The following is a 24,793-nucleotide window of genomic DNA, read 5'->3' on the forward strand; positions in this document are numbered from 1 at the left end:
TTGAATGACACCTTAGATTTTACAACATTTCTTAATGAATATGAGTTTCAAGAGCCTTGCAAGGTTGAGCTTAGGGAAAGCGGAATGAATAATACGACCCGCATGATCACATCAGGCGGTCAACGATTTGTTCTGCGTATCTATAATAATCATAAGGATGAGAACATTGTCAGGTTGGAGCATGAGGTGCTGGCCCAATTGACGAGGCAGGAGCTCTCCTTTCGAGTGCCTGTGCCGATTCGCAATAAACGAGGCGATACGGTCAGCATATCGAGTGACGGCACGCTTTCTTCGTTGTTCCGCTACATTGAAGGGGACCGGCCAACAGCAGCTAATGCTGCACATGTGTATGCGCTTGGGCAAGCAGCAGCAGAGCTGACAGCTGCATTAGGCTATATTCAGCCAGAGGGCATGCCATTGTACAGTCCTTATTATTTATTGGAAAAGACTTACGCATCTATGGATATTGCTGCATTCTTATCGATGGCTGAACGTTCGGGGGGGCCGCTTGCAGCAAGAAGATCCAGCTTCATAGCGATTAACGAGGAACGCCGCAAGCTTGCGGCAGAATGCGAAGAGCTTGCACTGCTGCCGCAGCAATGGATTCATGGTGATTTGGTTTCCAACAATACCGTGTCTAATGACGATGAGATAATCGGCGTGCTGGATTTTGAGTTCACGACGGTTGACGTAAGGGCAATGGAGCTTGCCGTTATCGCTGTTGATCTCATCAAGCCAAGTAATACGGCCGTTTCGGAAAAGGTGAAGCTCTTGCTGCAAGGCTATCTGAATACGCTGCCTTTATCCGAACAGGAGCTGAAGAAGCTGCCGTCCTTAATGAAATTGCGCTTGCTGGACGTAGCGCTGCATTTTGCCGTTCGTTTAAGAGATCAGTTGGACAAAGAGGATGTGCTTTGCAGCATTATCGATCAATGTATGTTTACCTGCGATTGGATCAATGAGAACTGGGAGGATGAAATAAATGAGTTTAGCTAAGGCGTTAGGATATGATGAAGGTGAAAAGCTGCTTCTTGTAAACGCGGACGATTATGGATTATGTCACTCGGTGAATAACGGCATCCAGCAGCTACTGCTTGATAGCACGGTTAGCTCGGCTACCTTAATGATGCCCTGCGGCTGGGCACGGGAGGCTGCGCTTTGGAGCGCGAGGCATCCCCAAATCGATGTTGGCGTACATTTTACGTTTACAAGTGAATGGGATCTCTATCGCTGGGGACCGGTTAACCGCAAAGGGAGTACAGACTCGCTTGTTACAAATGAAAATTATTTTCCGAAGGATTGCAAGACGTTCGAGCAGCAAGCTGATCCTGAGCAGGTAAAACAAGAGATGATTGCCCAAGTGGAGATGGCATTAGCTATGGGAATGAAACCATCGCATGCCGACAATCATATGGGCAGCCTTTATGGATTAGAGACGGGACGCCACTTTTTGCCAATCGTATTTGAAGTATGCGCTTCCTATGGTTTGCCGTTCCGTTTGCCTCGTTATTTACTGCAGGAGAATGGCCAGGTAGCCCCGCCAGAACTTGCGGAGCAAGTTAAGCAGCTTGCGCAGCTTGCCGATTCGAAGGGGGTCGTCATATTAGACTATTTGGTGGGGCTTCCATTCAAGCTGCAGGATGGCGAAGACTATGATTCACTAAAAACTAGCATGCAGCAGCTATTGAAGAGTCTGCATCCAGGTGTAACCGAGCTTATCATTCATCCTTCACTCGTCACGGAAGAGCTGAATGCTTTTCACGGGCAGCCGCTTAAGCGTGGGATGGAGCTGGAGCTGTTCCGCGACTCTGAGATCAGACAGACGCTGCAGGACGAAGGCATCCGCATGATCCGTTGGCGGGAGCTTCAGAAGCTGCAGCGCGAGCGTACCGGATTTGCAAAGTAACCTATTCGAAGGAGCTGACTTATGTCTTTTGAAACGATAAAACAGTTGACAGAATAGGTGAAAGCAAATATTGGACGTGTAATCGTTGGCAAAGAGGAAGTCGTTGATTTACTGCTCATCGGACTTATAACTTCCGGGCATGTGCTGCTTGAGGATGTTCCAGGTACGGGGAAGACGCTGCTCTCGAAATCGCTAGCCAAATCGCTAGCGCTCACGTTTAGACGAATACAGTTTACGCCCGATTTACTTCCATCGGATTTGAGCGGCATTCATTTCTTTAATCAAAAAATAAGCGAGTTCGAATTTCGAGCAGGTCCGTTGTTTACAAATTTACTGCTTGCCGATGGAATCAATCGCGCAACGCCTCGAACGCAATCCAGCTTGCTTGAATGTATGGAGGAGCGGCAAATAAGCATTGACGGGGAAACGAAGCAGCTAGAGCGTCCCTTCAAGGTAATCGCTACGATGGTCTAACCTGCGTTATGGCGTGAGGCTTCTGCTAGCGATAGCGATTGGCGGGTTGGATGGCGCATTGATTATCGGTAACGGTATGGCGATAAGGAGCCGGATGAGCAACAGGTGGAAGCTTTTAAAAGCAATTGGAGAAGAAGAGTTAGAGAATGCGTAGGAAGCTTCTTGCGAATGAATGAGTAGTTTGATGATATCGCTTTGATATTGACATAAAAGAAGCGACAGACGGAATGGCGTGCAAATTGACTATCAATTTGACACGCCATTTTGAATTATTTTTCGAAGGAAGGTACAGGCAAAGAAAAAGGGGGAGTGTGCTTTCATTAGCGAAGAATAAAAGACACAGGAGACAAGAGACAATGGTGGGACTAGATTTTCTCCCTTTAATATTCAGGTTTTTACCTATTTAGGGTAAAAATACCGTTATTAACGGGAGTTTTTCCAGTTAAATGATCGAAAGGCAGCTCCATTGGAGAATTAGCAGGACATTTTCCTGTTGTTGTATATGTCGAGCGGCAGCTATAAAAATGACCGATATGCATAACGAGCCTTAGAAGCGCTAAGCGACTCTAAAGGCTTGACTCTAAAGGCCCGACTCTAATGGCTCGGTTCCATTTTAAAGTCAGCAGCTATAAGGTGTGGCTATGGATCTAGCAGTTAATGGTGTGGGTATGGATCTATCTTTTGCTAACAATATGCTCAGCTATTTTGTTTCCATGGTAACGGCCGGATTCGATAAATATTTCATTGGCTTCATGCCGGGAAGCAACGACGCCTGCGAGATAGATGCCGGGTACGTTTGTTTCCATCGTTTCTTGATCGAAGGTTGGAAAGCCTTCCTCCTCCATCGTAACGCCTGTTGCGGTAAGGAAGTTGCGATCGGGGTGGAAGCCGGTAAGCGCCAAAACAAAATCATTCGGTAATTGCATATCGCCTTCAGATCCTTGTACGGTTATAGAAGTGTTTTCAATGGCGACCACTTTGGATTGGAACAGCATCTTGATGACTCCATTTGTCACCTTGCTCTGGAAGCCTGGCTTCACCCATGGTTTAATGCTTGTGGAATAATCCTCGCCGCGATAGACGACTGTCACTTCCGCGCCTACGCGTTCTAATTCAAGCGCTGCGTCGATCGCCGAGTTGCTGCCACCAATAATAGCTACCTTCATGCCGACGTAAGGATGAGATTCGCGAAAAAAATGGCTGACCTTGTCGAGCTGCTCACCAGGAATGCCAAGCTCGTTCGGATGGTCAAAATAACCCGTCGCTATGACGACATACCGGCTTTTGTACATGCGCTTATTGCCGAAACGGTCCTCGCCCTGCAGAATGTAGGCGCCATCCTCTGGCGTAATACTAGTAATCGCTTCATACGCCTGCACACGAACGCGGTTACGCTGAGCGGCAGTACGGTAATAATTCAGAGCTTCCAGCCTAGAAGGCTTATCATTGGCGGTCGTGAATGGAATATTACCTATTTCAAGCTTTTCCGGCGTGCTGAAAAAATGCATATACGTCGGATATTGCGAGATCGAATGAACGATATTTCGTTTTTCTATGACAAGGGGTTGAAGCCCGATCTTCTCAAGCTCGATCGCTGCCGCCAAGCCGCAGGGGCCTGCTCCAATTATGATCGCTTCTTCTATTTGCATATGTATTACCTCCTAAAATATGACGAAGCAAGTGCAGCTTCCAGTATTTCATCTAAAGCTCATTTTACTGCTAGACGCATATTTTGTGCAAATTTGGTGTTTTGACTATCTTGTACAGGCATTGGATTATTGTATAATAATGTGGAACCGTTCTTGTTAAGCAAATGAGCTCATAAGAAGCTAATATTCGTTCATAAAATGATTGGAGGAGATCACATGCGGCGGCGTTTTGTAATAGAAGCAGTATTGGTGGCAACGTATGGGCATCTTCTTGTACCTAGCCGTCCAATTGATTATGTCGTGCCTTATTCATCCATAGCAGAATTGTATGAAATGAGGGATGGTGTCGATCCTGTCATGGATGATCCTGATGATGATGGGCATGTAAAAAGCAAAATAAACGAGCTCATTGCTTTCTTTGAGGATTCACTCAATCGGAAAAAAATTGAAAAAGCGATGCAGGTGCCGTGGAGAGAAAGCTCGCCATTGCTCCTTAATGACATGATACAATTTACCGTGGTGCATGCTGTCGATAACGCGCATTATGGCGAAATGTTCGATCCCATCGAAACCGAGCTGCTGCTAACGGGCTTGAAGCTGAATTTGCCTTTGCTTTCTGATCAATTCGAGTTTCAGGATAAGCTGATAGAAGCCGAGGTGCCGGTACAAATTTATGATATAGAGGATTTTGAGTTTGCGGTAGAAGAGGGGATTTCCACAAGCGATATAGATCTCCCTTTGGAGTCGGACAGATTTTAATATTTTTTTCCAAACCCCTCTTGCGCAAAGACGGAATACGATGTTAAGATTTGGGTGGGCTAGGAAGAAATGAACAATCGGAATACGAAAAGGGGGGCTTAAGGATGTTTAACAATTGGACTTTTAAAAATGTCGACGGCGTACAGAGCAGCATGCATTTTCATATGTCCAATCAAACATGCCGACCGGCCTGCCTTCGTGCACTGGTGTCAACGTAGCTAATTTGCTTCGTTGTCCGCCATCATACGAAGACCTCAAGCCAATTGTGGCTAGAGGTCTTTTTTTGTTTCCTAGAGGAAAGGGGTTGTCCCAATGAAAACGCTGTTGCGATTGATGATTTACGTAAGACCAAGTGCCAAATGGGTGTTTATCGCCGTCACCATTATGATTTTAGCGACGATATTTGATTTGGTTGCACCTTGGGTTTTAAGAGAAATTTTTGATGAAGGCATTGCAAAGCGGGATATGGGCGTCGTAATCGGACTTACGCTTGCACTTGCAGGCATACAGGCTCTCAAGAGCGCAGGGATGTTTGTACAGAGCTATTCGCAAGAGCTAGTCGGGCAAAATGTCGTGTTTAAGCTGCGAAAGGAGCTTTACGAGAAATTGCAGCGCTTGTCATTTTCGTATTATGATCGGGCGCAGACAGGCCAATTGATGTCTAGAATGACAGGCGACATTGATGCAGTGAAAAATTTCATCGGGTTTGGCGCGATGAATTTATTTACGGGCATGCTTACCTTCCTCGGAACGATCATCTTCATGATGTCGATGCAGTGGCAGGTTACGGTGATCAGCTTGATCATGATTCCGTTTATTTTGTTCGTATTGTACCGTTTTAATCATAAGGTAGGTCCTGCTTGGTCTAACATTCGCGAGCAAATGGGCCGATTGACGACGACGCTGCAAGAAAACATTTCAGGAATTCGTGTCGTCAAGTCGTTTGCAACCGAGTCGGTCGAGCAGCGGAAATTCGCTAAGCGGAACGAGCAGAACTTCGAAACGAATATGGAGCGCGCGAAGCTTGAGGCGAAAGCTTTTCCACTCATGGGCTTCTATGGCGGCATTACCTTTGTCATGATGATATGGATTGGAGCAATCTTTGTCGTTCGTGACGAGATGTCGCTTGGTACCTTTATGGCGTTTCAATGGTACACATGGGGCATTATTTGGCCGCTGAACATGCTTGGCTGGCAAATCAATATTTATCAGCAAGCGATCAAAGCAGCTCCGCGCGTGTTCGAGGTGCTTGATACGCCTATTGATATCGAGAATCCCGCACAAGGAAAAGAAACCGTCAATATGAATGGAAATGTGAAGTTCGACCGTGTAACCTTCCATTTTGCCGATCAAGATGCTGCCAAGGATAAGCCGATCCTTGACGATGTTTCCTTTGAGGTGGAGCAGGGCGAGGTTATTGGCGTGCTTGGAGCAACGGGCTCAGGCAAGAGCAGTCTAATTGGCTTGCTGTCGCGGTTTTATGATGTATCCGGCGGCCGCGTTCTTATTGATGGCATTGATGTGCGGAATTACGAGCTTGACGGTTTGCGCAGAAGTGTAGGGATCGTGCCGCAGGAAACGTTCCTGTTCTCCGCTTCGATTCGCGATAATATCGCTTATGGCTATCCCGATGCAACGCAAGCGCAAATTGAGGACGCAGCACGCAAATCGCAAATTCATGCTTTTATTGAAAGCATGCCAGACGGCTATGATACCCGCATCGGTGAACGCGGGGTTGGCTTATCCGGCGGCCAGCGGCAGCGTGTGGCACTTGCGCGCGCGATTCTAATGGACCCGCCTATTCTCGTGCTTGATGAAGCGACGGCAAGCGTGGATACGGCGACAGAATCGGCTATTCATGAGGCTTTGCTGGAAGTGATGAAAGGCCGGACGACGTTCATTATCGCGCAGCGGCTTTCTTCCATTCAGCACGCAGATCGAATCATTGTCCTTGAGAACGGCCGACTGACCGAGCAGGGTACACATAAGGAATTAAATGAAGGCAATGGCTTCTTCCGGCAATTGTTTGACCGTCAGAAGCAAATCGCTCATCAATAGAAAAGAGGTGAAACCATGAGCCAAGTCGAGTGGGATTCGGATACTGAGGTTGAAGAGAAGCCGTTTAACAGCAAATACATGCGACGCATGCTTCGGTATCTTATCCCTTATCGCAAATTAATGACATGGGTCGTTATCATCGTCCTCATTAATATGCTGCTGAGTTTATCTGAACCGATTATTCTTGCTTACATCATTGATGAAGGAATTTTAGCCAAGGATTACACCGTTATCCATGTGCTTGGCGCTGTGCTGCTTGGCATTAAGCTTATTAGCTGGCTTTTTAGCTGGATGCACACGAGATGGATCAATTTTACCGGACAACGCATTTTGTTTGATTTGCGTCAGCAATTATTTAATCATTTGCAATCGTTATCGTTCCGTTTCTTCGATGGGCGACCTGCCGGAAAGATCATGTCACGCATTACCAATGATACGAATGCCATTGGCGAGCTGATAAACGGCGGATTAATTACGATGGTCATGGAAGTGACGCATCTACTCGGGATCGTTATCATTTTGGTGTGGATGGATTGGCAACTCGCTTTGCTATCCTTTATTATGCTGCCTTTGCTTTATTTTATCGTAGCGAAGCTGCGCCCAAAAATCGAGGGCTCGTGGTCGCGTTCGCGTTCAACCATGTCGTCCATTAACGGCAATCTGAATGAAACGATTCAAGGAATACTTGTTATTCAAGCCTTTTCCCGCCAGCGGACGAACAACGAACGTTTTAATGGCATCAATACAAGGAACAAGCAGGCGTTCATGCGAGCCATTACTTTGGAATCCACCGTCTATCCTCTGGTCGAAATGATCGGGATGATCGGAACCTGTATCGTCGTCTGGTTTGGAGCGATGCGCGTTATGGAAGGCGTGCTCACGCTTGGGTTTATCATGGCGTTTATAAACTATTTGTGGCGTTTCTGGGGGCCGCTTAGCGCATTGTCGAAGGTTTACAGTCAATTGCTATCGGCAATGGCTTCCGCTGAGCGTATTTTTGAAGTGCTGGATACCGATCCGGAAGTGAAGAACAACAAAGAGGCTCGCGAGCTGCCGCAGGTTCGCGGAGAAGTTTCGTTCGAGAACGTTTCCTTCCGCTATGAGGAAAATAAGCCTAACGTGCTGCATGATGTTTCCTTTCATGTGAAGCCGGGCCAAAGGGTCGCTTTGGTTGGGCCGACCGGAGCGGGAAAGAGTACGATCGTTAATCTATTGATGCGATTTTATGATGCAACTGAGGGCTCTGTTCGCATCGACGGCGTGGATGTCAAGCAGGCCACGCTTGAATCCTTGCGCAAGCAGATGGGGATCGTGCTGCAGGATTCCTTTATATTCGCGGGTACGGTAGAAGAGAATATGCGTTACGGCAACGAGGATGCTGCCGAGGATCAGCTTGTAAAAGCAGCGGAAAGCGTTAGGCTCGACCGAGTTGTCGCCAAGCTCTCGGATGGCTATCAGACGGAGCTGGAGGAGCGGGGCTCGAAGCTCTCCGTTGGGCAGAGGCAGTTGCTTGCATTTGGCCGCGTGCTGCTGTCCGATCCGAGAATACTAATATTAGACGAGGCTACCTCAAGCGTGGATACAGAAACGGAGCAGCATATTCAAGAGGCTTTGCAGACGCTGCTTGCCGGCAGAACGGCATTTATTATCGCACATCGACTATCGACCATCAAGGACGCCGATCTTATCTTGGTAGTAGAGGATGGCCGAATTGCCGAACAGGGCTCGCATGCGGAACTCATGAAGCAAGGCGGCATTTATGCCAATCTTATTCTAACGCAGCTTTCGATGCAGGAATCTGTTATTTTGCAAACGAGCTCCTAAGCGTGCGGATTAAGGAGATAAAAAAAGAGGGCAGGCAAGCGAGCGCGTGAAGGAAGCGCTAGCTTGACTCGTCCTCTTTTTTCGTGCGATCGATTGCTTGTGCCATCGTTTTGTCGGTTAAATGCGCATAGATCTGTGTCGTTTCTGGTGAGGCATGCCCAAGCTGCTCTTGGGTTTTGTAGATGTCATTTCGCAGGTAGTAGTCGGTAGCGAAGCTATGTCTCAGCTTATGAACGGATAAGTACGGCTTGCCGAAGCGCTTCGCGTATTTGATGACCATTTCTTGAATTGCTCTCTTTGACATGCGCGAGCCTTCTTGCTTGCCATTGGCTATGGCGAGAAACAAAGCTTTCTCACGCTTAGGAGCTTTGTAGCGCATTTCACGGAGAGTCATATATGCTTGCAAATCCTCTACTGCTTCTTGACGGAAATAAACGGGCGTTTTGAACGTATCATCATTTTTACCTTTGCGATAAACGTACGACAGCTTTTTCTTAAGATCAATATCATCTACGTTCAGATTAACAAGCTCCGAGACGCGCAGGCCTGAATGCAAAATAAAGCTGATGATGCATGCATCTCGCGTCATATTTAGTTCATATGCGTAAAGCGCCTGCTTATTCGAGGCGACATCAACCCCGTAATATTGTTTAATATAAGCCATAAACTCCGATATTTCTTCCTCTTGAAGCAGCTTGCCTTCGAGCTTAGCCGCTGTATCCTTGGGCTTATGCGTTCGCTTAATCGCTACCTTCGCCATCACGTTGCGCTTAAGCAGCGGATAAAACTCCTCATCCTCCGCAATTTGGCTCAAATAATGGAACAAGGAACGAAGGGAGGAGAGCTTGCGAGATATTGTAGTCTTGCTGTTGCGCTCCTCCTTGTAAGTCGATAAGTACATGCGAAAGCCGTCAATGCTGTCCATATGCAGCTTTTCCAGCTCAAGTAAAGCTACATCTTTAATCCGTGTCGCTTCGGACAGTCCCTCAGCCATCAACCAATTCAGAAATGTTTCATAATCCCTCATATATTCGACTAGCGAGGAAGGCGACAAATCCGGCAGCTTATAATTAATAAATTTTTCAATATACCAGGGCATGGAAGGGAGCCGTTTGTCGAGCTCTTCACGATCCTTTTGCTTTAAAATATTGATAGTAAGCCACCTCCACTAATAATCGGGAAATCCGTTAACGACACTAAATGAACATAACAATAATTATGTAAACAAATTCGAGCATTCCCACGGAACAGAATAGTTTCATTGTAACAATTGAGGCAGGGGTGGACAACGTAAATAGGCATATTCATGGTTATCGTTTAGCAGAAAGTGGTCATTGCCGAGCTTCACTTAAAAGTAATAAGCGACGACGCTCCATTCATGTAACTATTTTAGTTACAATTTGCTTATAAAATCAACTTTTTGTTTCAAAATGATTTGGATTTGTAAATTAGTAAATGTATGTAATTGCTCATTCACGGTTACATTTCAAAAATAACTGTGCTAAAATCGAACGAACCAGTCGACCGGTTAACAATTTAAATATATTTTGCATAAAATTTGTTTGTTTTATGAGATTAGGGAGGATTATTTCTTAAAATGAAAATAAAATATATCCAATATATTATGGCATTTATTCTTGTTTCTACGATGGCATTTGGCATTCCAGTGCAAGCTGTTCATGCTGCTTCGCCAGCAACGCTAAAGATTGGCAGCTCGGGTCCAGATGTGCCGGATTTGCAATATCGTTTAAAGACATTAGGTTATTTTAACACGGATGTAACAACTTACTTTGGCAAAACGACGTTGGAGTCACTGAAACGTTTTCAGAAGGCATATGGAATCAGGGTGGACGGCGTCGCCGGCAAAAAGACTTGGGAAACGTTGAAGAAGGTTTCGGTAAACAAGGCAGAGCTGGATATGCTGGCAAAAATCATTTATGCCGAAGCCCGCGGCGAATCCTATAAAGGTCAGGTTGCGGTTGGTGCCGTCGTTATGAATCGGATGGCTTCGTCCAGCTTCCCTAGTTCGGTCAAAGGCGTTATTGAGCAGCCGAGAGCCTTTACCGCTGTTGACGATGGTCAATATAAGCTTAAGCCGGACAAGACATCCTATAAGGCAGCTCAGGATGCGGTGAAAGGCAACGATCCAACGAACGGGGCGATCTATTACTTCAATCCCGATACTGCAACATCTGATTGGATCTGGTCGCGCAAGCAAACCATTAAGATTGGTCGACATATTTTCGCAGAATAAAAGTAAATTTCGGTGTTTAGAAGAAAACGATGCAAATCGGCAAGTGAATTTGGCCTTGCCGTCAGCATCGTTTTTCTGTTTGTTCTACATATTTGTCAATGAGAAGTTTTCAAACTCGTAACCAAACATGTTACAATACGAAATAGAGCATTAACTTTTTTCGAAAAATTATCGGAGGTGTCTGTGATGAAGGTGGAAATTTGGTCGGATTATGTGTGTCCGTTTTGTTATATAGGCAAAAGAAAGTTTGAGCAAGCGCTCGAGAAATTCGTGCACAAAGATCAAATCGAGATCGTGTTTCGCAGCTATGAGCTGGATCCAAGCGCTGATCCTAATTCCAATATTAGCACATACAGCATGCTGGCATCCAAATACGGGATGAGCATCGAGAAGGCAAAAGAAACGACGGTTGGTGTAACGGAGCAGGCAGCAGCCGTTGGTCTTGCTTTTCATTTTGAAGGTACGAAGGAAACAAACACGTTTGACGCGCACCGCGTCGTTCATCTTGCAGCCCAGCAAGGCAAGGATAAAGAAATGTCTGAAAGACTTTTCAAAGCCCATTTCACAGATGGAGAAAATGTTGGCAATCGCGAGCGGCTAGCTGTGCTTGCCGCTGAAATTGGTCTGGATGCTGCCGAAGTAGCCCAAATGCTTGAAACGGAACAATTCTCAGATGCCGTTCGCGGTGAAGAAGACGAAGGCAGCCAGCTTGGCATTCGCGGCGTTCCTTTCTATGTCTTTGATCGCCAATATGCCGTCTCCGGCGCTCAATCGCCTGAGGTGTTTTTGGATACGCTAAACAAAGCATGGAAGGAGAAGCATCCTACGTTTATACAAGTAAATGACGGGGATGCCGACGCTCTTTGCACAGATGGGCACTGTATTCCGGATTCATCAAAATCCTAACGGGAAAAATATAAAAGTTCCAATTGCCAAGGTCGCCGAGAAAGTTTGTCCCGGCGACCTAGTTGTCTGGACTGGCAGCAGCTGGGAACGACTTGCAAGCATATCTTAATGCGTAAATGTAGAACTTAATTGTCTGGAATGCGATCACGACTTATAATAGATAACGGTAAACAAGTCAGATGCTCGTACTCGTGCTCTGATACGCTAACGTTAAGGGGGAATTATTCGTGACAGTTGAACAGGAGCGACTGCTAGTGTTCGCAGGCTCATATGCGGAAGCGGAGGAAAGCGGCGTTTACGTGTATGCTTTCGATGAAGAATCGGGCACATTAACGTTGACAGATGAGTTCGTCGGACTCAAAAACCCGACATTTCTTAATGTTGATGCCGATCGCAAGCTTTTGTACGCCATCGCCGAGACCGTGAATCAAGAAGGACAGAAGGTTGGCGAAGCGGCCGCTTTTTCAATTGATGCTGCCAAAGGCTCAATTCAAATTATGAACCGTGCCATAACGGTTGATTCGACGACCTGCCACATTCAGCGTGATGCGGACAGCCGGTTTTTGACGGTTACCAGCTATCATGGCGGAATGATTGGTCTCATTTCCATTACAGAAGAAGGAGGTATCGGAGAGGTTCTTGACGTTCAGCAGCATGAAGGCAGCAGCCAGCATCCTGATCGCCAGGATCGTCCGCATCCTCATTCCTCATTCTACAGCCCAGATGGCCGATATTTACTCGTATCGGATTTAGGACTTGATCGCATCGTTACATACGCTTTAGATGCTGGAAATGGCAAGCTTGTGCGTCAAAACGAGGTTGCGCTGCATGCTGGCGCTGGCCCTCGGCATTTGTCGTTCCATCCAAACGGAAGGTACGTCTATGTCATTAACGAGATAGATTCAACGATAACTTCGTTTATCTTCAATAGTGAGACCGGTGCGTTAACGACATTGGAAACCGTAAGCACATTGCCAGCAGATTTTAAAGAAGAGAATTCATGTGCTGAAATTACAATATCTGCAGACGGCAAATTTGTGTATGGTTCTAATCGCGGGCATGACAGCATTGTCGTATACGCGATTGATGAGCAGACAGGCTTATTATCGCTTGTTCAGCACAAATCGGTAGAGGGCGCTCATCCACGCCATTTTGCATTGACGCCAAGCGGACGTTATTTGCTTGCTGCAAGCCGGGACACGAACAATATTGCAGTCTTTGCGGTTGATAAAGACAATGGGAAGTTAACGTATACTGGCCACAGCACTACTGTATCCAAACCAGTGTGCGTAGTTCCTATTTATTTAACGTTATAAACAATTAATATCATTAGTACAGAAGTGAAAAGGGGAATACAGAGGCGTGGCTACTAGCGAAGAGGAAAAACCGAAATTAAAAGCAACCAAGATTTTCAAATGCAAAAACCAGGACTGCAAAGCTTGGGTAAGGGATGAGTTTGCGGATGCCGAGCAAGCTTGTCCGATCTGTAAGGGCCCGATGCTCCGCAGCATGCGTCATTTGCCTGCTGTTCAGAACAAGCCGAAGCCACAGCCACGCAAGCCGAAATCTGATTACTAACCGAACTAATAAATCCCAATCCATTGAATGCAATAGGATTGGGATTTTTTTTTATGCCGAATGATGGAACTGCTGGACTTACCTGTATCGATATATGATACGATAGACTAACCAAATGATGACGGGACGGGAGACGGTGCCTGAGCATGCTCTTTTATTTTTTAGCCTTATTCACAGCAGCCATTATCGTTATCCTTAACAACCGGAACAGCGAATCGAACCGTTGGGCGGCGTTTTTCTTGTGCAGCGCTTCAATTGGTGGTTTGTCCAATCTATTCATGGATAGCAAGCTCTCTGCAGCAGCTGAGATCTTGCAATTTCTCAATTATACGTTAACGCCGTATGGCGTTATTGTTTTTAGCCTTATTTATTCAGGAGCCATAAATACTAAGCGGGCAAGAAGCAAAGTTAAATTATTATTGGCTCTGCCAGTCGCTATTATGGCTGGTCTTGAATGGTTAACCGCTGATAAGCAATGGTTTTTCAATTTGTTGCTTATTTGGAGCGCGCCTTACTATTTGATATCTAGTTATTTATTAGTGTCTTCGTTTTGGAAAGAGCGGGATGCTCGTTTAAAGCGCAGTCGATTTATTACAGCCATTATCATTGTCCCGACGCTGCTTGCCGTTCTCTTTTTCATTTATATTGCAAAGGTCATTTCTCCTGCATTTGAATTTTTTAATTATATTTCCGTTTTTATGATTTACTCGCTCGCGGTGGCTTTGCTCTGTACGTTTATGTATGGCGTGCTTGGCGTCAAGCTGCGCTTTGAGCATGACCCGCTGGAGGGTACGATGCGAGCCGTCAGTTCAGGTGCTGCGATGCTGAACCATACGATAAAAAATGAGCTTGGAAAAATCGCGATCAGCACCGCAAACCTTAAGCGCTTATATCCTGATTCGAATGAGCAGTCAAGCCAGCATTTACAAATCATTGCGAATGCTTCCAATCATATGTTTGAGATGATGAGCCGTATTCACAGCCAAATGAAGGATATCGTGCTAAAGGAAGAACCGGTTCAACTCGATAGGCTCATCGATCAATGTCTTATGCAGAATGAAGGTTTATTAAAAAGATATGGCGTATCCGTCAACGTCACTCATGAGCTTCGGCCTATACTTCTGTGCGACCCCACTCATATTAGCGAAGCGCTAGGAAATGTGTTAATGAATGCTTGTGAAGCCATGCCAAACGGAGGCGCGATAACGGTACGTCTGGATACACATAAGAGTGGGGTTATGCTGTCTGTTCAAGATAGCGGCATCGGGATACCGGAAGATAAGCTTGGGAAAATATTAGATCCTTTCTTCAGCAGCGGGAAGGGCGGAAGAAATTTTGGCCTAGGTTTATCTTATGTTTATAACGTCATGCAGAAGAGCGGAGCCAAGGTCGAAATGATGAGCCGAGAAGGCCAAGGCACTAAGGTTGCTTTTATATGGCCACGGAAAAAGCTTCTATAAAAGATTGAATGGGGAGGGAATAGCCTTGAGCCATATTAAAGTATTGATTGTAGAAGATGATGCGGATTGGATTAAAGCGCTCACTTCCTATTTGAATCGGGAGCCGGATTTGCTTGTCGTCGGAACGGCTGTGAATTCGAGCGAGGCGCTCAGTATGGCTCAGACGAGTTTATTTGACGTTGTTCTGATGGATATTCAGCTGGAGGGCAGCAGGCTGGACGGCATTCAAACGGCGATGATGATGCATGAGCTATCAGCAGCCAAAATCATTATGCTAACGTCGTTAAAGGATGAACAATCGATGACGCAGTCTTTTACGGCAGGCGCCGTGCAGTATTTAGAGAAAACTCGCTTTCAGGAGCTTCCGCAATCGATTCGCAGCGCTTATCATCATCCAGCTCCGATGGAGGCATTGCTGAAGGAGCTGGCGCGTCTGAAGCGCGAGGAGCAGTTAAAGGAATTGACAGGCGCAGAACGCGAGGTGTTCGAGCTTATCGAAGCCGGCTATACGCAATCGCAAATCGAGCAGAAGCTGTACAAGGCTGAGAGCACGCTCAAAAATCAGGTGAACAAGATGCTGAAAAAATTTGGCGTTCGCAGCAGTAAAGAAGCGATTGAAAAGGTTAAAAGAAGAGGTCTATTCCAGCGGGAGGATAAGGAATAGCATCTTGTCCATAGCTTAAATGATGAGGGGTACTACGATATGTAGTACCCCTTTGCTTGTTGTTCTATGAAAGATGGAACTGCCAGAGAGGCGGCACATGCGCTTACAATAGTTATGAGAGGAAGCGATAATAATGGATCGGACTAGATCACGCAAGGATGTGCCCGCTGTGCTGCTGATTGATGGACAATGCTTGTTATGCAGTGGAATCACACGTTTTGTAGCAGCAAGGGACAAAGCGAGAGCCTTTCGATTTGCGATGCTGCAATCATCAATCGGGGTTCAACTGCTGATTAGAGGAGAGCTATCAACGCATGATTTAAATACGTTCGTGATGGTGCATGGAAATCATTATTATACGAAATCAGATGCGGCATTGCGTGTTTTTCGCAAGCTGGGTGGATGGTGGCGGATATTGTATATATTTATTGTTGTTCCGCGAGCATGGAGAAATCTCGTTTATGATCTGGTTGCTAATAATCGATATCGCTGGTTTGGAAGGACTGACATATGCATGCTGCCAACGCCTGATTTGATCGCAAGTTTTTTGGAGCATGGGATGCAAGCAGTTGACCAGGAGGAAATTCCGGATGAAACCTAAACCGATATATGTCGAGATTGATATACGTACGGAACAAGCGGAGCTATGGGAGCATACGCAATCGCCAAAGCTGCATGAGCAATGGGATTTACGCTTTTCAGAAATTCATTATTTGCCAAGGCTAACTGCTTCAGAAAAACAGAAGTTTTTATATGAGACGAGAATTGGTTTTGGATTAAAAATCAAAGGTACGGGTGAAACGAATAGCACCATGGACCCTCACGCATCTGAGCAAATGTCCGTTTTGTCGTTTGCATCAGAGCAGCCTATTTCGCTTATTCGCCGCGGCGGCGGCTACTGGAAATACAAGGACAACGGGGACAAAGTAACGTTTATAACGCTATTCGATTATCGAACCCGCTTTGGATGGGCTGGACGTTTGCTGGATCGCTTTATTTTCCGGCCCATGTTCGGTTACGCGACCGCATGGAGCTTCGATCGACTTCGCATATGGCTGGAGGAGCAAGTACCGCCTACTGTCATTGCTGAAAGAGCGTTGATTCATTATGTCAGCGTAATAATCATGATGCTGCTCTGGCTTTATGAAGGCATTGTGCCTAAGCTTTTATTTCCACAAGCAGGAGAGCTTTTTCTACTGCAGCAATTAGGCTGGTTTGAGGGGAGAGAGCTATTAACGGTTCATCTTATAGGGATTGGGGAAATGGCATTAGCCTTAATAACAGCTTTTTTTCATCGGAAAAAGGGACTCTATATCGCTCTAATTGCGATGCTGCTTACGTTAACGCTTCCTGCGCTATTTTATAGCCCGCAGCTTCTCATGTCGCCATTTAATCCGCTGACGCTTGCTATTCCGATGATTGGCTTATGCTTAACTGCGAGGTGGAGCACACGATATTTGCCGCAAGCAAGCCGGTGCAAGCGACAATCCAAATAAACTTAGTCAGCAAGGGGGAATTGATGATGCGTTCGATCTATGAGCAAGCGCTGGGTGACGACTTTCAAAAGCTTCATCCGCGCATTCAGCAGCGTTTTGGATTTTGCAGTCACGATAAGGCCGCATCCATTGGTCATGGCGTGATGCAGCGTATTTGGTACAACAAGCTCGTGGCATTTCCGTTATTTATTGGGACGTTTCGTCATATTATGTTTCCGCAGGGCGGCAGGAACATTCCGTTTTCAATCGAAAACTTTGCGTATGTCGATCGATTTGGGCGCGAGACGGTGACCTGGATTCGTAAATTTAAATTTCCGCGCACGGTTAGATATTTTGATGCTACGATGGTGTATAGCAGCGAACGGAAACAAATTGTAGATTATTTGGGCAATAAGCAGCATCTGGCGGTAGACTTGGACATTTCTGCAGCGGCAAACGGCGGCATTCGTATACGATCTGGCGAGCAGCGTTTCTACGAGGGGAAGCTGAAGTTCCGGTTCCCTAAACGATTGACCGGCTGCGCCGAGGTTAACGAATGGTATGATGACGATGAAGGCTGCTACAAGATTACGGTTGATGTCCGAAATCCGATAATTGGTCAAATTTTCCGCTACGAGGGTACTTTCCAAGCTTCCTTCATTGCGTCTGATCCGGAAGCGATACCGGTTGGCATTCAGCCGTTGCGCGAAGAGAAACGGGAATAAGCGGCAGCTGCCGTTTATTCCTTTTGTCACTTCCTTGCTTGGCATTGTATAATAGCAAAAGAATAGATTGGGATGATTTTTAGGCGTAACTAACGTAAACAGCTGAGTCAACGGGAATGGAGTATATGAAGAATGAAAAGGTTTAAAAAGTTTTATATAGAAACAACAAGCATTTGCAATTTATCGTGCAGCTTTTGTCCTCCTACGCTGAGAGCGAAGGGGTTTATTAAAGTGGAGGACTTCAAGAAAACGCTCGATCAAATAAAACCACACACGGACTATATTTATTTTCATGTAAAAGGCGAGCCGATGCTGCACCCGAAGATGGATGAGCTGCTCGACATCAGCCATGAGAAGGGCTTTAAAGTCAATATTACGTCCAATGGAACGCTTATTACGAAAAATAAAGAAAAGCTTCTGAATAAACCGGCTCTGCGCCAAATCAATTTTTCGCTTCACAGCTTTGATGGACATGCGGGATCAACGAATAAGGAAGGCTATCTTGCGGAAATTTTGTCGTTCGTGAAGGAAGCGGTAGCGAGCACGAATATCATTATTTCATTCCGACTATGGAATCTGGATATGGATAATGAAACCAATCAGCAGAAGAACAAAAACCGCGAGCTGCTTGGCATGATAGAGAAGGCGTTCGATCTTGATTATAAAATAGAGGAGAAGTTCATTCCCGGCTCAGGCGTAAAAATTGCGGAGCGCATTTACTTAAACCAAGATCCTGAGTTCAAATGGCCGGATTTGAAGGAGCCTGAGTATAACGGCAAAGGATTCTGCCATGCGCTTCGCAATCAAGCTGGTATACTCATTGACGGTACTGTCATCCCATGCTGCTTGGATGGAGAGGGCGTTATCAATCTTGGCAACATTCACGATACTCATTTCTCCGAAATTATTGAAAATGAACGGTCAACGAACCTCTATGATGGCTTCTCTAGAAGGGAAGCAGTTGAGGAGCTTTGCCGCAAATGCGGGTACCGGCAGCGTTTTGGCTGATTAGTCAACGACAGTCGTCGTTCAGCTCAATCCTGAGCGAACGGCGACTTTTTTATTTCAATTGCGACAAATGGGAATTTTTTCAACCGCTCGATTTGTTGGAAGAGGGCATTATATGTTATGATTTGAAAGGTTCTGTTCTTTATCGTTTTTCTATCATTCATAGAGTTGGGAGATTCAAGCGCACATGGACTTTTTGACGATCTTAAAAGCGATTATTTTGGGAATTGTGGAAGGCTTGACGGAGTTTGCACCTGTATCATCAACGGGACATATGGTCATTGTAGACGATATGTGGCTACAATCAGAGCAGTATTTGACGAAATACGTAGCGAATACGTTCAAAATCGTCATCCAGCTAGGATCGATTCTAGCAGTTGTCATTATTTTCCGAAACCGTTTCATCGATTTGCTCGGTTTAGGCCGCAGCAGCAAAGAAGCAGGGCAGTCTACGTCTGTGCCGCAAAAAAAGCTGAAGCTTACGCATGTCCTCGTTGGCCTCATTCCAGCAGGTGTGTTCGGCCTCCTATTCGATGACTACATCGATGAGTATTTATTCTCGACTCGGACCGTGCTGGTTGGCCTCGTTATCGGTGCCATATTCATGATTATTGCGGATCGTTTTAGACCTGCGAAGACGAAGGTGGAAACGGTCGACCAAATTACGTACAAGCAAGCTCTTTCGGTCGGTCTGATTCAATGCTTATCGCTCTGGCCGGGCTTCTCGCGCTCGGGATCAACGATTTCAGGCGGGGTGCTGCTAGGGATGAGTCACCGTGCAGCCGCGGATTTCACGTTTATTATGGCTGTTCCGATCATGGCGGGCGCAAGCTTGCTGTCCTTGGCGAAGAACTGGCAATACTTCACGGTAGATACTCTGCCGTTCTTCATTGCAGGCTTCCTCAGCGCATTCGTGTTCGCGCTTATATCCATTCGTTTCTTCTTAAAGCTCATTAACAAAATCAAGCTGATGCCCTTCGCGATTTATCGAATCGTGCTCGCGGCTGTTATCTATATTGTCTATTTCTAAACAAAAGGAATGGCCTGCGCCCTATAAAGGGAGCAGGCCATTTTTGTGTAGGTGAGGGAACTTACCTCTGTTTTTGAGCTTCGTAAATGCCGACCCGACCAGAGCAGAGAAATGCGATTACACAGCCGATGAACATATAAATAGCACCTTCGGCGCCGAACAGTTCAATTCCCATAATAAAGCAAGCGATTGGGGTTTTGGCAGCGCCGCTAAATACGGAGACAAAACCTATTGCAGCAAGTAACGGGACCGGCACTGCAAGCAAGCCGGCGAGCGCACTGCCCAGCGTAGAGCCGATGACGAAGAGAGGCGTCACTTCGCCGCCCTGGAAGCCTGTCCCAAGCGTAATGGCTGTAAATAGAGTCTTAAGAAGGAAAACAAGGGGCGAAACCGCTTCTTGAAAGGCTTGTTGAATGAGCGGGATGCCAAGTCCCAAATAATCGCGAGTCCCTAAAGCATATACAAGTGCGATCACAATGAAACCGCCGATTGCACTTCTTAAGACAGGGTTGCTAAACCACTTCGTTAATAATAGCTTGAGACTTCGAGTAAGCTGCGTAAATAACAGGGCCGTCAAACCAAACAAGACGGATGCCAATACAATTTTGAAAAGCAATAGCCCATCCATCTGCGGAACGGCACCCATCGAATAATGAAGATGATTAATTCCCCATGCCGTGGTAATCAAATGGCCAACGTAGCTGGCAATAAAGCACGGAAGCAGCGCTTCATAGCTAATAAGTCCAATCGTGAGCACCTCTAGCCCGAATAGCGTACCTGCGAGCGGCGTTCCAAAAACCGCGCCAAAGCCGCTGCTGATTCCGCACATGAGAATGATTTTACGGTCAAGCGGATTCAGCTTAAATAACTTGCCTACCCATTCGGATAAGCTTCCGCCCATCTGGACAGCTGTTCCTTCCCGCCCGGCTGAGCCGCCCAGCAAATGAGTCGTAAGCGTTCCAAATAAGACAAGCGGAGCCATTCTTAACGGAATTGTGCCATCTCCGGAGTGAATTTGTTCAATAATTAAATGATTGCCTTTTCCCGATTGTTTGCCGAGCTTCAGATAGAGATAGCTAACTAAAGCGCCGCCAGCTGGAAGCAGCCATAGCAGCCAAGGATGATCGATCCGCGTCTTAGTCACCCAGTCGAGACTAGCCAGAAAGAAGGCGGCGGCAGAGCCGGACAGGACACCAACCGTGCCTGCGATCAGGAGCCATTTTAACATAAATTTGATAAGGGTGAAGGGTGCATTTGTTCTTGCTTCGAGCATGTTGAACTCCTTTAATGTCCCAATAGAAATGAGAGCTGCTGCTAAAAACCTATACTAGCTATTATACAACAGCCTTAATCGAGGTAAAGAAAATCTTTCCATGGGCGAAGCTTCATTCAAGCACCCTAAGCGACATAAGAAATCCAGATAAGATGATAGAGATTGACGATGAAGTAAAGGAAAACCGTTAAGAGAATAAACGGGTTAATCCAGCTCCGATTTTTCATGCGATAGTAAATGAGAATAAGGATGATCGGAAGCGATAGCTTCGTCGCGTAATAGCCGGCTGTGTTCCATTCATAGAGACGCGCTACGAGCGGATTAAGCTCCTCTATTAGATGCAGCCGCAAACCGATATCTGTAAATGCGGCATCGGCAAAGCATAGAAATAGAAGTCCGAAGAGCAGTGATTTTAAATCCCAATTCTTGATAGCGGCGATAGCTTCCATGCCTCCGTTCTGAACAAACTCGCGATTGATCGCATATTAGATGCATATGACTCATATGGATTAACATTCCATGCGTATTTCTCTTGGAATAAAGGAGCCATGCCGTTGAAGCGAATATTAATTGGAAGTCCCATTCGCCAGAAGCCATCTGTATTGCGCTATTTTCTAGACTCGTTGGAGCGGCTGACGAAGAGCTCTTATACAGTTGATTATTCCTTTTGTTATGGGGAGAGGACCGTCATTTTTGCGTCAGGGCAGCTGCGCTTGGCATTGGCTTGCATGTGGATACCAGATATCCAGCCTTCCATGTGTACCGTGAATCCGATCTGCCTCGAGCGGCTTTATTTATGGCGTCAACGGGTGTTACTCTTCCAAATGCAGCAGAGGCTGCTACATTAGCAGGACCAACCATTATCGTGCCGGAAGCTGGTCCTAAGCTCACTTTATCGATGATTGTAAAAAATGAAGGTGATCGCTTCTTGCGTAAAGTACTTGAGCATCACCGGCAATATATTGACCATGCGGTCATTATTGACGATGGGAGCACGGATCATACCGGAGACAGCCTGCGAGTTAAGCATTTGGGCTGGGCGCGTGAGAAGGATCGCTTGTTTAAGTATGAGCGTTATAAGCTGCTGGATCCGAATGCCATTTATTGCTGGAGGGAGCAGTATGAATCGATATTGGACGAAAATCCTAATCTCGTGCGTTGGATCGAATGAATAGGAAAGAATCGGTATACCCTTTGACTAAACATAGTCACTAGTGCTATATTTGAGTGTGCGATTAGTACAGGAGATTTCACAGTCGGCTGCGTGCATGCACGCAGCCGTTTGTGCCTACTATATGGAGGCAAGCTACCCGTGAATAAGTATCCGTTTGATTTTGACCCGAAACACCCTTTTATCCAGCAGGCAAGCGATTGGATTGCCGATGTATTTTATGAGAAGCTGCCGGAGGCCGGCTTTGAAATTAGGGATGAACAAATTTATATGGCCTTTCAATTAGAACGCGCTTATGCCGATAAGCAAACAATTTTTGCGGAAGCAGGAGTCGGCACAGGCAAAACGTTCGTATATCTGCTATATGCAATCAGTTATGCGCGTTATACGAGAAAGCCAGCCATTATTGCCTGTGCGGATGAATCGTTAATCGAGCAGCTCGTGAAGCCTGAAGGGGACATTGCGAAGCTTGCGCGCTACTTGGACTTAACCATTGACGCTAGACTCGGTAAGTCAGCGGATCAGTATATTTGCTTGAATAAGCTGGAGGATGCGAGAGCCGGACAGGATGATGCGGAGCTGTTCGATAGCATCTATCGCGGCCTGCCAAGCTTCGTTAACAAGCCGGATTCGATGCAGAGCTTCCATCCTTACGGAAATCGCAAGGACTATCCAAGCCTCAGCGATGAACAGTGGAACGAGCTTGGCTGGGATGTATTCCAAGACTGCTTAGTGTGCGACGTCAGACATCGCTGCGGACAAACACTGTCGCGCGACCATTACCGCAAAGCGGCAGATGTCATCATTTGCTCGCATGACTTCTATATGGAGCATGTATGGACATATGAGGCTCGGAAGCGCGAGGGGCAGCTGCCATTGCTGCCAGAGCACAGCTCGGTCGTCTTCGACGAGGGACATTTGCTGGAAACGGCTGCACAGCAAGCATTAACCTATAAGCTCAATCATGCCGTTTTCGAAGGAATTGTTACTCGTCTGCTGCAAGAGGAAATTCGCGAATCGCTCGCTGTTGCGGTTGAGGATGCCATTACCCAAAGCGAATATTTGTTCAAAATGATGGACAAGCACAGCCTGAAGGTGCCTGCCTCAAGCCGCAAGGAGATCATTTGGAGCCCGGAGCTCATCCGAGAGGTCAATCGTTTGCAGGATACGCTCTCGGTTATTGAAGAAGAGCTCGTATTTGAAAGCGGCTTGTATACGATCGATACGTACCAACTGAAAATTGTAGAAGAGCATTTGGAGATGATTCAATTTGCGCTTTCCTTATTCAAGAAAGAGGACAAGCCGATTAGCTGGGTCTCCCAGGATAAGGAAGGCACCTCGCTTGTCATTATGCCAAAATGGGTGAAGGAAGTGCTGAAGGAGCAAGTATTCTCTCGTAAAATGCCAATCGTATTTTCGTCAGCGACGCTGTCGGTAAACGGCTCGTTTGATTACATGATGGACATTTTGGGAATGGAGAGCTCCTTGTCATTTTCTGTTCCTTCACCATATGATTACGAGCAGCAAATGACATTGTCGATTCCCGAATCCACACAATTAATGGGGTTAAATGATAAGGTGGAGGAAGCCTTTACACTGCTGAAGCAGTCAGGCGGAAGGACGCTTATTTTATTCCCATCCATGGAGCAATTGGAGCAGTTCAAGGCTGAAGCGGACAAGCATACTGATGCCGCATCTTATTCTTTCTTGTATGAGGGCTCAAGCGAGATCAGTTACTTGATTGAGCAGTTCCAAAATGAGGAAGAAAGTATACTATGCGCGGTAACCTTATGGGAGGGCTTGGATATTCCAGGGCCATCGCTCTCGCAGGTTATCGTGTGGGAGCTTCCGTTTCCTCCAAATGATCCTTTATTTGCAGCAAGGAGAAATGATGCGGATTCGCCATTTGAGCAGGTCGATATGCCTTATATGCTGCTGCGTCTCAGACAAGGAATCGGACGATTGATTCGAAAACGTGAGGATAGCGGAAATATCGTGATTTTCGGTGAAAAAATGAATGACAGCTACGTGCGGGGACAGGTTGAAAGCGTCCTTCCGAAAGGTGTAGCGCTTAGTTATAAATGAAAATAGCTCAGTTAAGGAGAAGGGGAAATCCCTTCTCCTTTTTTTAATTTTTTCGAATAATCATACGACCATAAGGTTACTTACATGAGCTGATTTTACCCATTACGATCGTTATCTATTTGTTAGTAATGTTTATGTCATTAAAAATATTTGAATTGGATAATCTAAGGCATGTATATGCCGGTATTGATGGGAGCCAAATCAACAGCATTGTCATTCCAAGGCGGAGATGTCCGCAGAGAAGGAGGTACGGCGACTTATCCAGTTGAGATTAAATAAGATCCAAAAGCAATATAAAACGGATGTTGTCGGGTTTGGAAAACGATTGAGCATTGAGCATCCTGAACAATGGCGTAGAGTAAAGGACGATTGGGACGAGGAGTTTAGCCGAATTCCGATTACCTATAGCGTCAATCCTACGATTACAGAAACAGGAGCAAAAAAGGGGCATTAGGTGATATTTTATCGGAAAAAGTTTGTTTTTTTGGCTGCAA

At 46.1% G+C, this 24,793-nt stretch carries 23 protein-coding genes and 1 pseudogene; 20 read left to right on the forward strand and 4 right to left on the reverse strand.

Annotated features, from left to right (window positions below; translation table 11 throughout):
• From AC1TPC_RS05520 to AC1TPC_RS05530, 3 genes and pseudogenes are all read left to right on the forward strand, one after another.
• The gene (locus tag AC1TPC_RS05520) at positions 1–996 is read left to right on the forward strand and encodes a phosphotransferase (protein WP_482065848.1); all 996 of its coding nucleotides are present in this window, start codon (positions 1–3) and stop codon (positions 994–996) included.
• On the forward strand, positions 983–1,906 hold the full coding sequence (locus AC1TPC_RS05525; protein ID WP_482065849.1) for a polysaccharide deacetylase family protein: 924 nt from the start codon (positions 983–985) through the stop codon (positions 1,904–1,906). Before AC1TPC_RS05520 ends, AC1TPC_RS05525 begins: the two co-directional genes overlap by 14 nt.
• A 57-nt stretch (positions 1,907–1,963) precedes the next feature.
• Positions 1,964–2,371, forward strand: a pseudogene (locus AC1TPC_RS05530) (AAA family ATPase); the annotation flags it as partial.
• A gap of 683 nt (positions 2,372–3,054) precedes the next feature.
• On the opposite strand, the gene AC1TPC_RS05535 reads toward AC1TPC_RS05530, so the two are convergent.
• Positions 3,055–4,029: a YpdA family putative bacillithiol disulfide reductase gene (locus AC1TPC_RS05535; protein WP_482065850.1), complete on the reverse strand. Its 975-nt coding sequence runs from the start codon at positions 4,027–4,029 to the stop codon at positions 3,055–3,057.
• Between the two features lie 216 nt (positions 4,030–4,245).
• Here AC1TPC_RS05535 and AC1TPC_RS05540 point away from each other — a divergent pair, with 216 nt between their 5' ends.
• The 3 genes from AC1TPC_RS05540 (at position 4,246) to AC1TPC_RS05550 (ending at position 8,670) form a co-directional block, all read left to right on the forward strand.
• Entirely contained in the window at positions 4,246–4,788 is a 543-nt protein-coding gene (locus tag AC1TPC_RS05540; RefSeq protein ID WP_482065851.1) for an ADP-heptose synthase, read from the forward strand.
• Between the two features lie 312 nt (positions 4,789–5,100).
• Positions 5,101–6,846 carry an ABC transporter ATP-binding protein gene (locus AC1TPC_RS05545; RefSeq protein WP_482065852.1) on the forward strand — a complete coding sequence of 582 codons (1,746 nt, stop codon included), beginning with the start codon at positions 5,101–5,103 and terminating at the stop codon, positions 6,844–6,846.
• A gap of 15 nt (positions 6,847–6,861) precedes the next feature.
• Positions 6,862–8,670 (forward strand): ABC transporter ATP-binding protein, encoded by a 1,809-nt coding sequence (locus tag AC1TPC_RS05550; protein WP_482065853.1) that lies wholly within the window; start codon positions 6,862–6,864, stop codon positions 8,668–8,670.
• A 58-nt stretch (positions 8,671–8,728) separates the two neighbouring features.
• Here the strand turns inward: AC1TPC_RS05550 and xerS are convergent, their stop codons facing one another.
• Entirely contained in the window at positions 8,729–9,823 is a 1,095-nt protein-coding gene (gene xerS / locus AC1TPC_RS05555) for a tyrosine recombinase XerS (RefSeq protein ID WP_482065984.1), read from the reverse strand.
• A 444-nt stretch (positions 9,824–10,267) separates the two neighbouring features.
• Between xerS and sleB the strand changes: the two genes are divergently transcribed.
• The 11 genes from sleB (at position 10,268) to AC1TPC_RS05610 (ending at position 19,770) form a co-directional block, all read left to right on the forward strand.
• Entirely contained in the window at positions 10,268–10,924 is a 657-nt protein-coding gene (gene sleB, locus AC1TPC_RS05560) for a spore cortex-lytic enzyme (RefSeq protein WP_482065854.1), read from the forward strand.
• Between the two features lie 186 nt (positions 10,925–11,110).
• Positions 11,111–11,830 (forward strand): DsbA family oxidoreductase, encoded by a 720-nt coding sequence (locus AC1TPC_RS05565; protein WP_482065855.1) that lies wholly within the window; start codon positions 11,111–11,113, stop codon positions 11,828–11,830.
• 227 nt (positions 11,831–12,057) lie between these two features.
• Positions 12,058–13,146: a lactonase family protein gene (locus AC1TPC_RS05570; protein ID WP_482065856.1), complete on the forward strand. Its 1,089-nt coding sequence runs from the start codon at positions 12,058–12,060 to the stop codon at positions 13,144–13,146.
• 46 nt (positions 13,147–13,192) lie between these two features.
• A complete protein-coding gene (locus AC1TPC_RS05575; RefSeq protein ID WP_482065857.1) occupies positions 13,193–13,408 on the forward strand; it encodes a cold-inducible protein YdjO-related protein in 216 nt (71 codons plus the stop codon).
• Positions 13,409–13,554: 146 nt separating this feature from the next.
• Positions 13,555–14,868 (forward strand): sensor histidine kinase, encoded by a 1,314-nt coding sequence (locus AC1TPC_RS05580; protein ID WP_482065858.1) that lies wholly within the window; start codon positions 13,555–13,557, stop codon positions 14,866–14,868.
• Between the two features lie 25 nt (positions 14,869–14,893).
• On the forward strand, positions 14,894–15,532 hold the full coding sequence (locus AC1TPC_RS05585) for a response regulator transcription factor (protein WP_482065859.1): 639 nt from the start codon (positions 14,894–14,896) through the stop codon (positions 15,530–15,532).
• 133 nt (positions 15,533–15,665) lie between these two features.
• Positions 15,666–16,133 (forward strand): thiol-disulfide oxidoreductase DCC family protein, encoded by a 468-nt coding sequence (locus AC1TPC_RS05590; RefSeq protein ID WP_482065860.1) that lies wholly within the window; start codon positions 15,666–15,668, stop codon positions 16,131–16,133.
• On the forward strand, positions 16,123–17,028 hold the full coding sequence (locus AC1TPC_RS05595; protein WP_482065861.1) for a DoxX-like family protein: 906 nt from the start codon (positions 16,123–16,125) through the stop codon (positions 17,026–17,028). The genes AC1TPC_RS05590 and AC1TPC_RS05595 overlap by 11 nt, the downstream gene beginning before the upstream one ends.
• A 26-nt stretch (positions 17,029–17,054) precedes the next feature.
• Positions 17,055–17,732 (forward strand): DUF4166 domain-containing protein, encoded by a 678-nt coding sequence (locus AC1TPC_RS05600; protein WP_482065985.1) that lies wholly within the window; start codon positions 17,055–17,057, stop codon positions 17,730–17,732.
• Between the two features lie 132 nt (positions 17,733–17,864).
• Positions 17,865–18,740: a radical SAM/SPASM domain-containing protein gene (locus tag AC1TPC_RS05605; RefSeq protein WP_482065862.1), complete on the forward strand. Its 876-nt coding sequence runs from the start codon at positions 17,865–17,867 to the stop codon at positions 18,738–18,740.
• A gap of 187 nt (positions 18,741–18,927) precedes the next feature.
• Positions 18,928–19,770: an undecaprenyl-diphosphate phosphatase gene (locus AC1TPC_RS05610; RefSeq protein WP_482065863.1), complete on the forward strand. Its 843-nt coding sequence runs from the start codon at positions 18,928–18,930 to the stop codon at positions 19,768–19,770.
• Positions 19,771–19,831: 61 nt separating this feature from the next.
• Here AC1TPC_RS05610 and AC1TPC_RS05615 read toward each other — a convergent pair whose 3' ends face one another.
• Positions 19,832–21,043 carry a voltage-gated chloride channel family protein gene (locus tag AC1TPC_RS05615; RefSeq protein WP_482065864.1) on the reverse strand — a complete coding sequence of 404 codons (1,212 nt, stop codon included), beginning with the start codon at positions 21,041–21,043 and terminating at the stop codon, positions 19,832–19,834.
• Positions 21,044–21,168: 125 nt separating this feature from the next.
• Entirely contained in the window at positions 21,169–21,492 is a 324-nt protein-coding gene (locus tag AC1TPC_RS05620) for a DUF5658 family protein (RefSeq protein WP_482065865.1), read from the reverse strand.
• 218 nt (positions 21,493–21,710) lie between these two features.
• Here AC1TPC_RS05620 and AC1TPC_RS05625 point away from each other — a divergent pair, with 218 nt between their 5' ends.
• From AC1TPC_RS05625 to AC1TPC_RS05635, 3 genes are all read left to right on the forward strand, one after another.
• The gene (locus tag AC1TPC_RS05625; protein WP_482065866.1) at positions 21,711–22,214 is read left to right on the forward strand and encodes a hypothetical protein; all 504 of its coding nucleotides are present in this window, start codon (positions 21,711–21,713) and stop codon (positions 22,212–22,214) included.
• Positions 22,215–22,355: 141 nt separating this feature from the next.
• Positions 22,356–24,299 carry an ATP-dependent DNA helicase gene (locus AC1TPC_RS05630; protein WP_482065867.1) on the forward strand — a complete coding sequence of 648 codons (1,944 nt, stop codon included), beginning with the start codon at positions 22,356–22,358 and terminating at the stop codon, positions 24,297–24,299.
• Positions 24,300–24,564: 265 nt separating this feature from the next.
• The gene (locus AC1TPC_RS05635; protein ID WP_482065868.1) at positions 24,565–24,753 is read left to right on the forward strand and encodes a Ger(x)C family spore germination C-terminal domain-containing protein; all 189 of its coding nucleotides are present in this window, start codon (positions 24,565–24,567) and stop codon (positions 24,751–24,753) included.
• The last annotated feature ends 40 nt before the right edge of the window (positions 24,754–24,793 follow it).

The organism is Paenibacillus sp. Y280 (genome assembly GCF_056786335.1).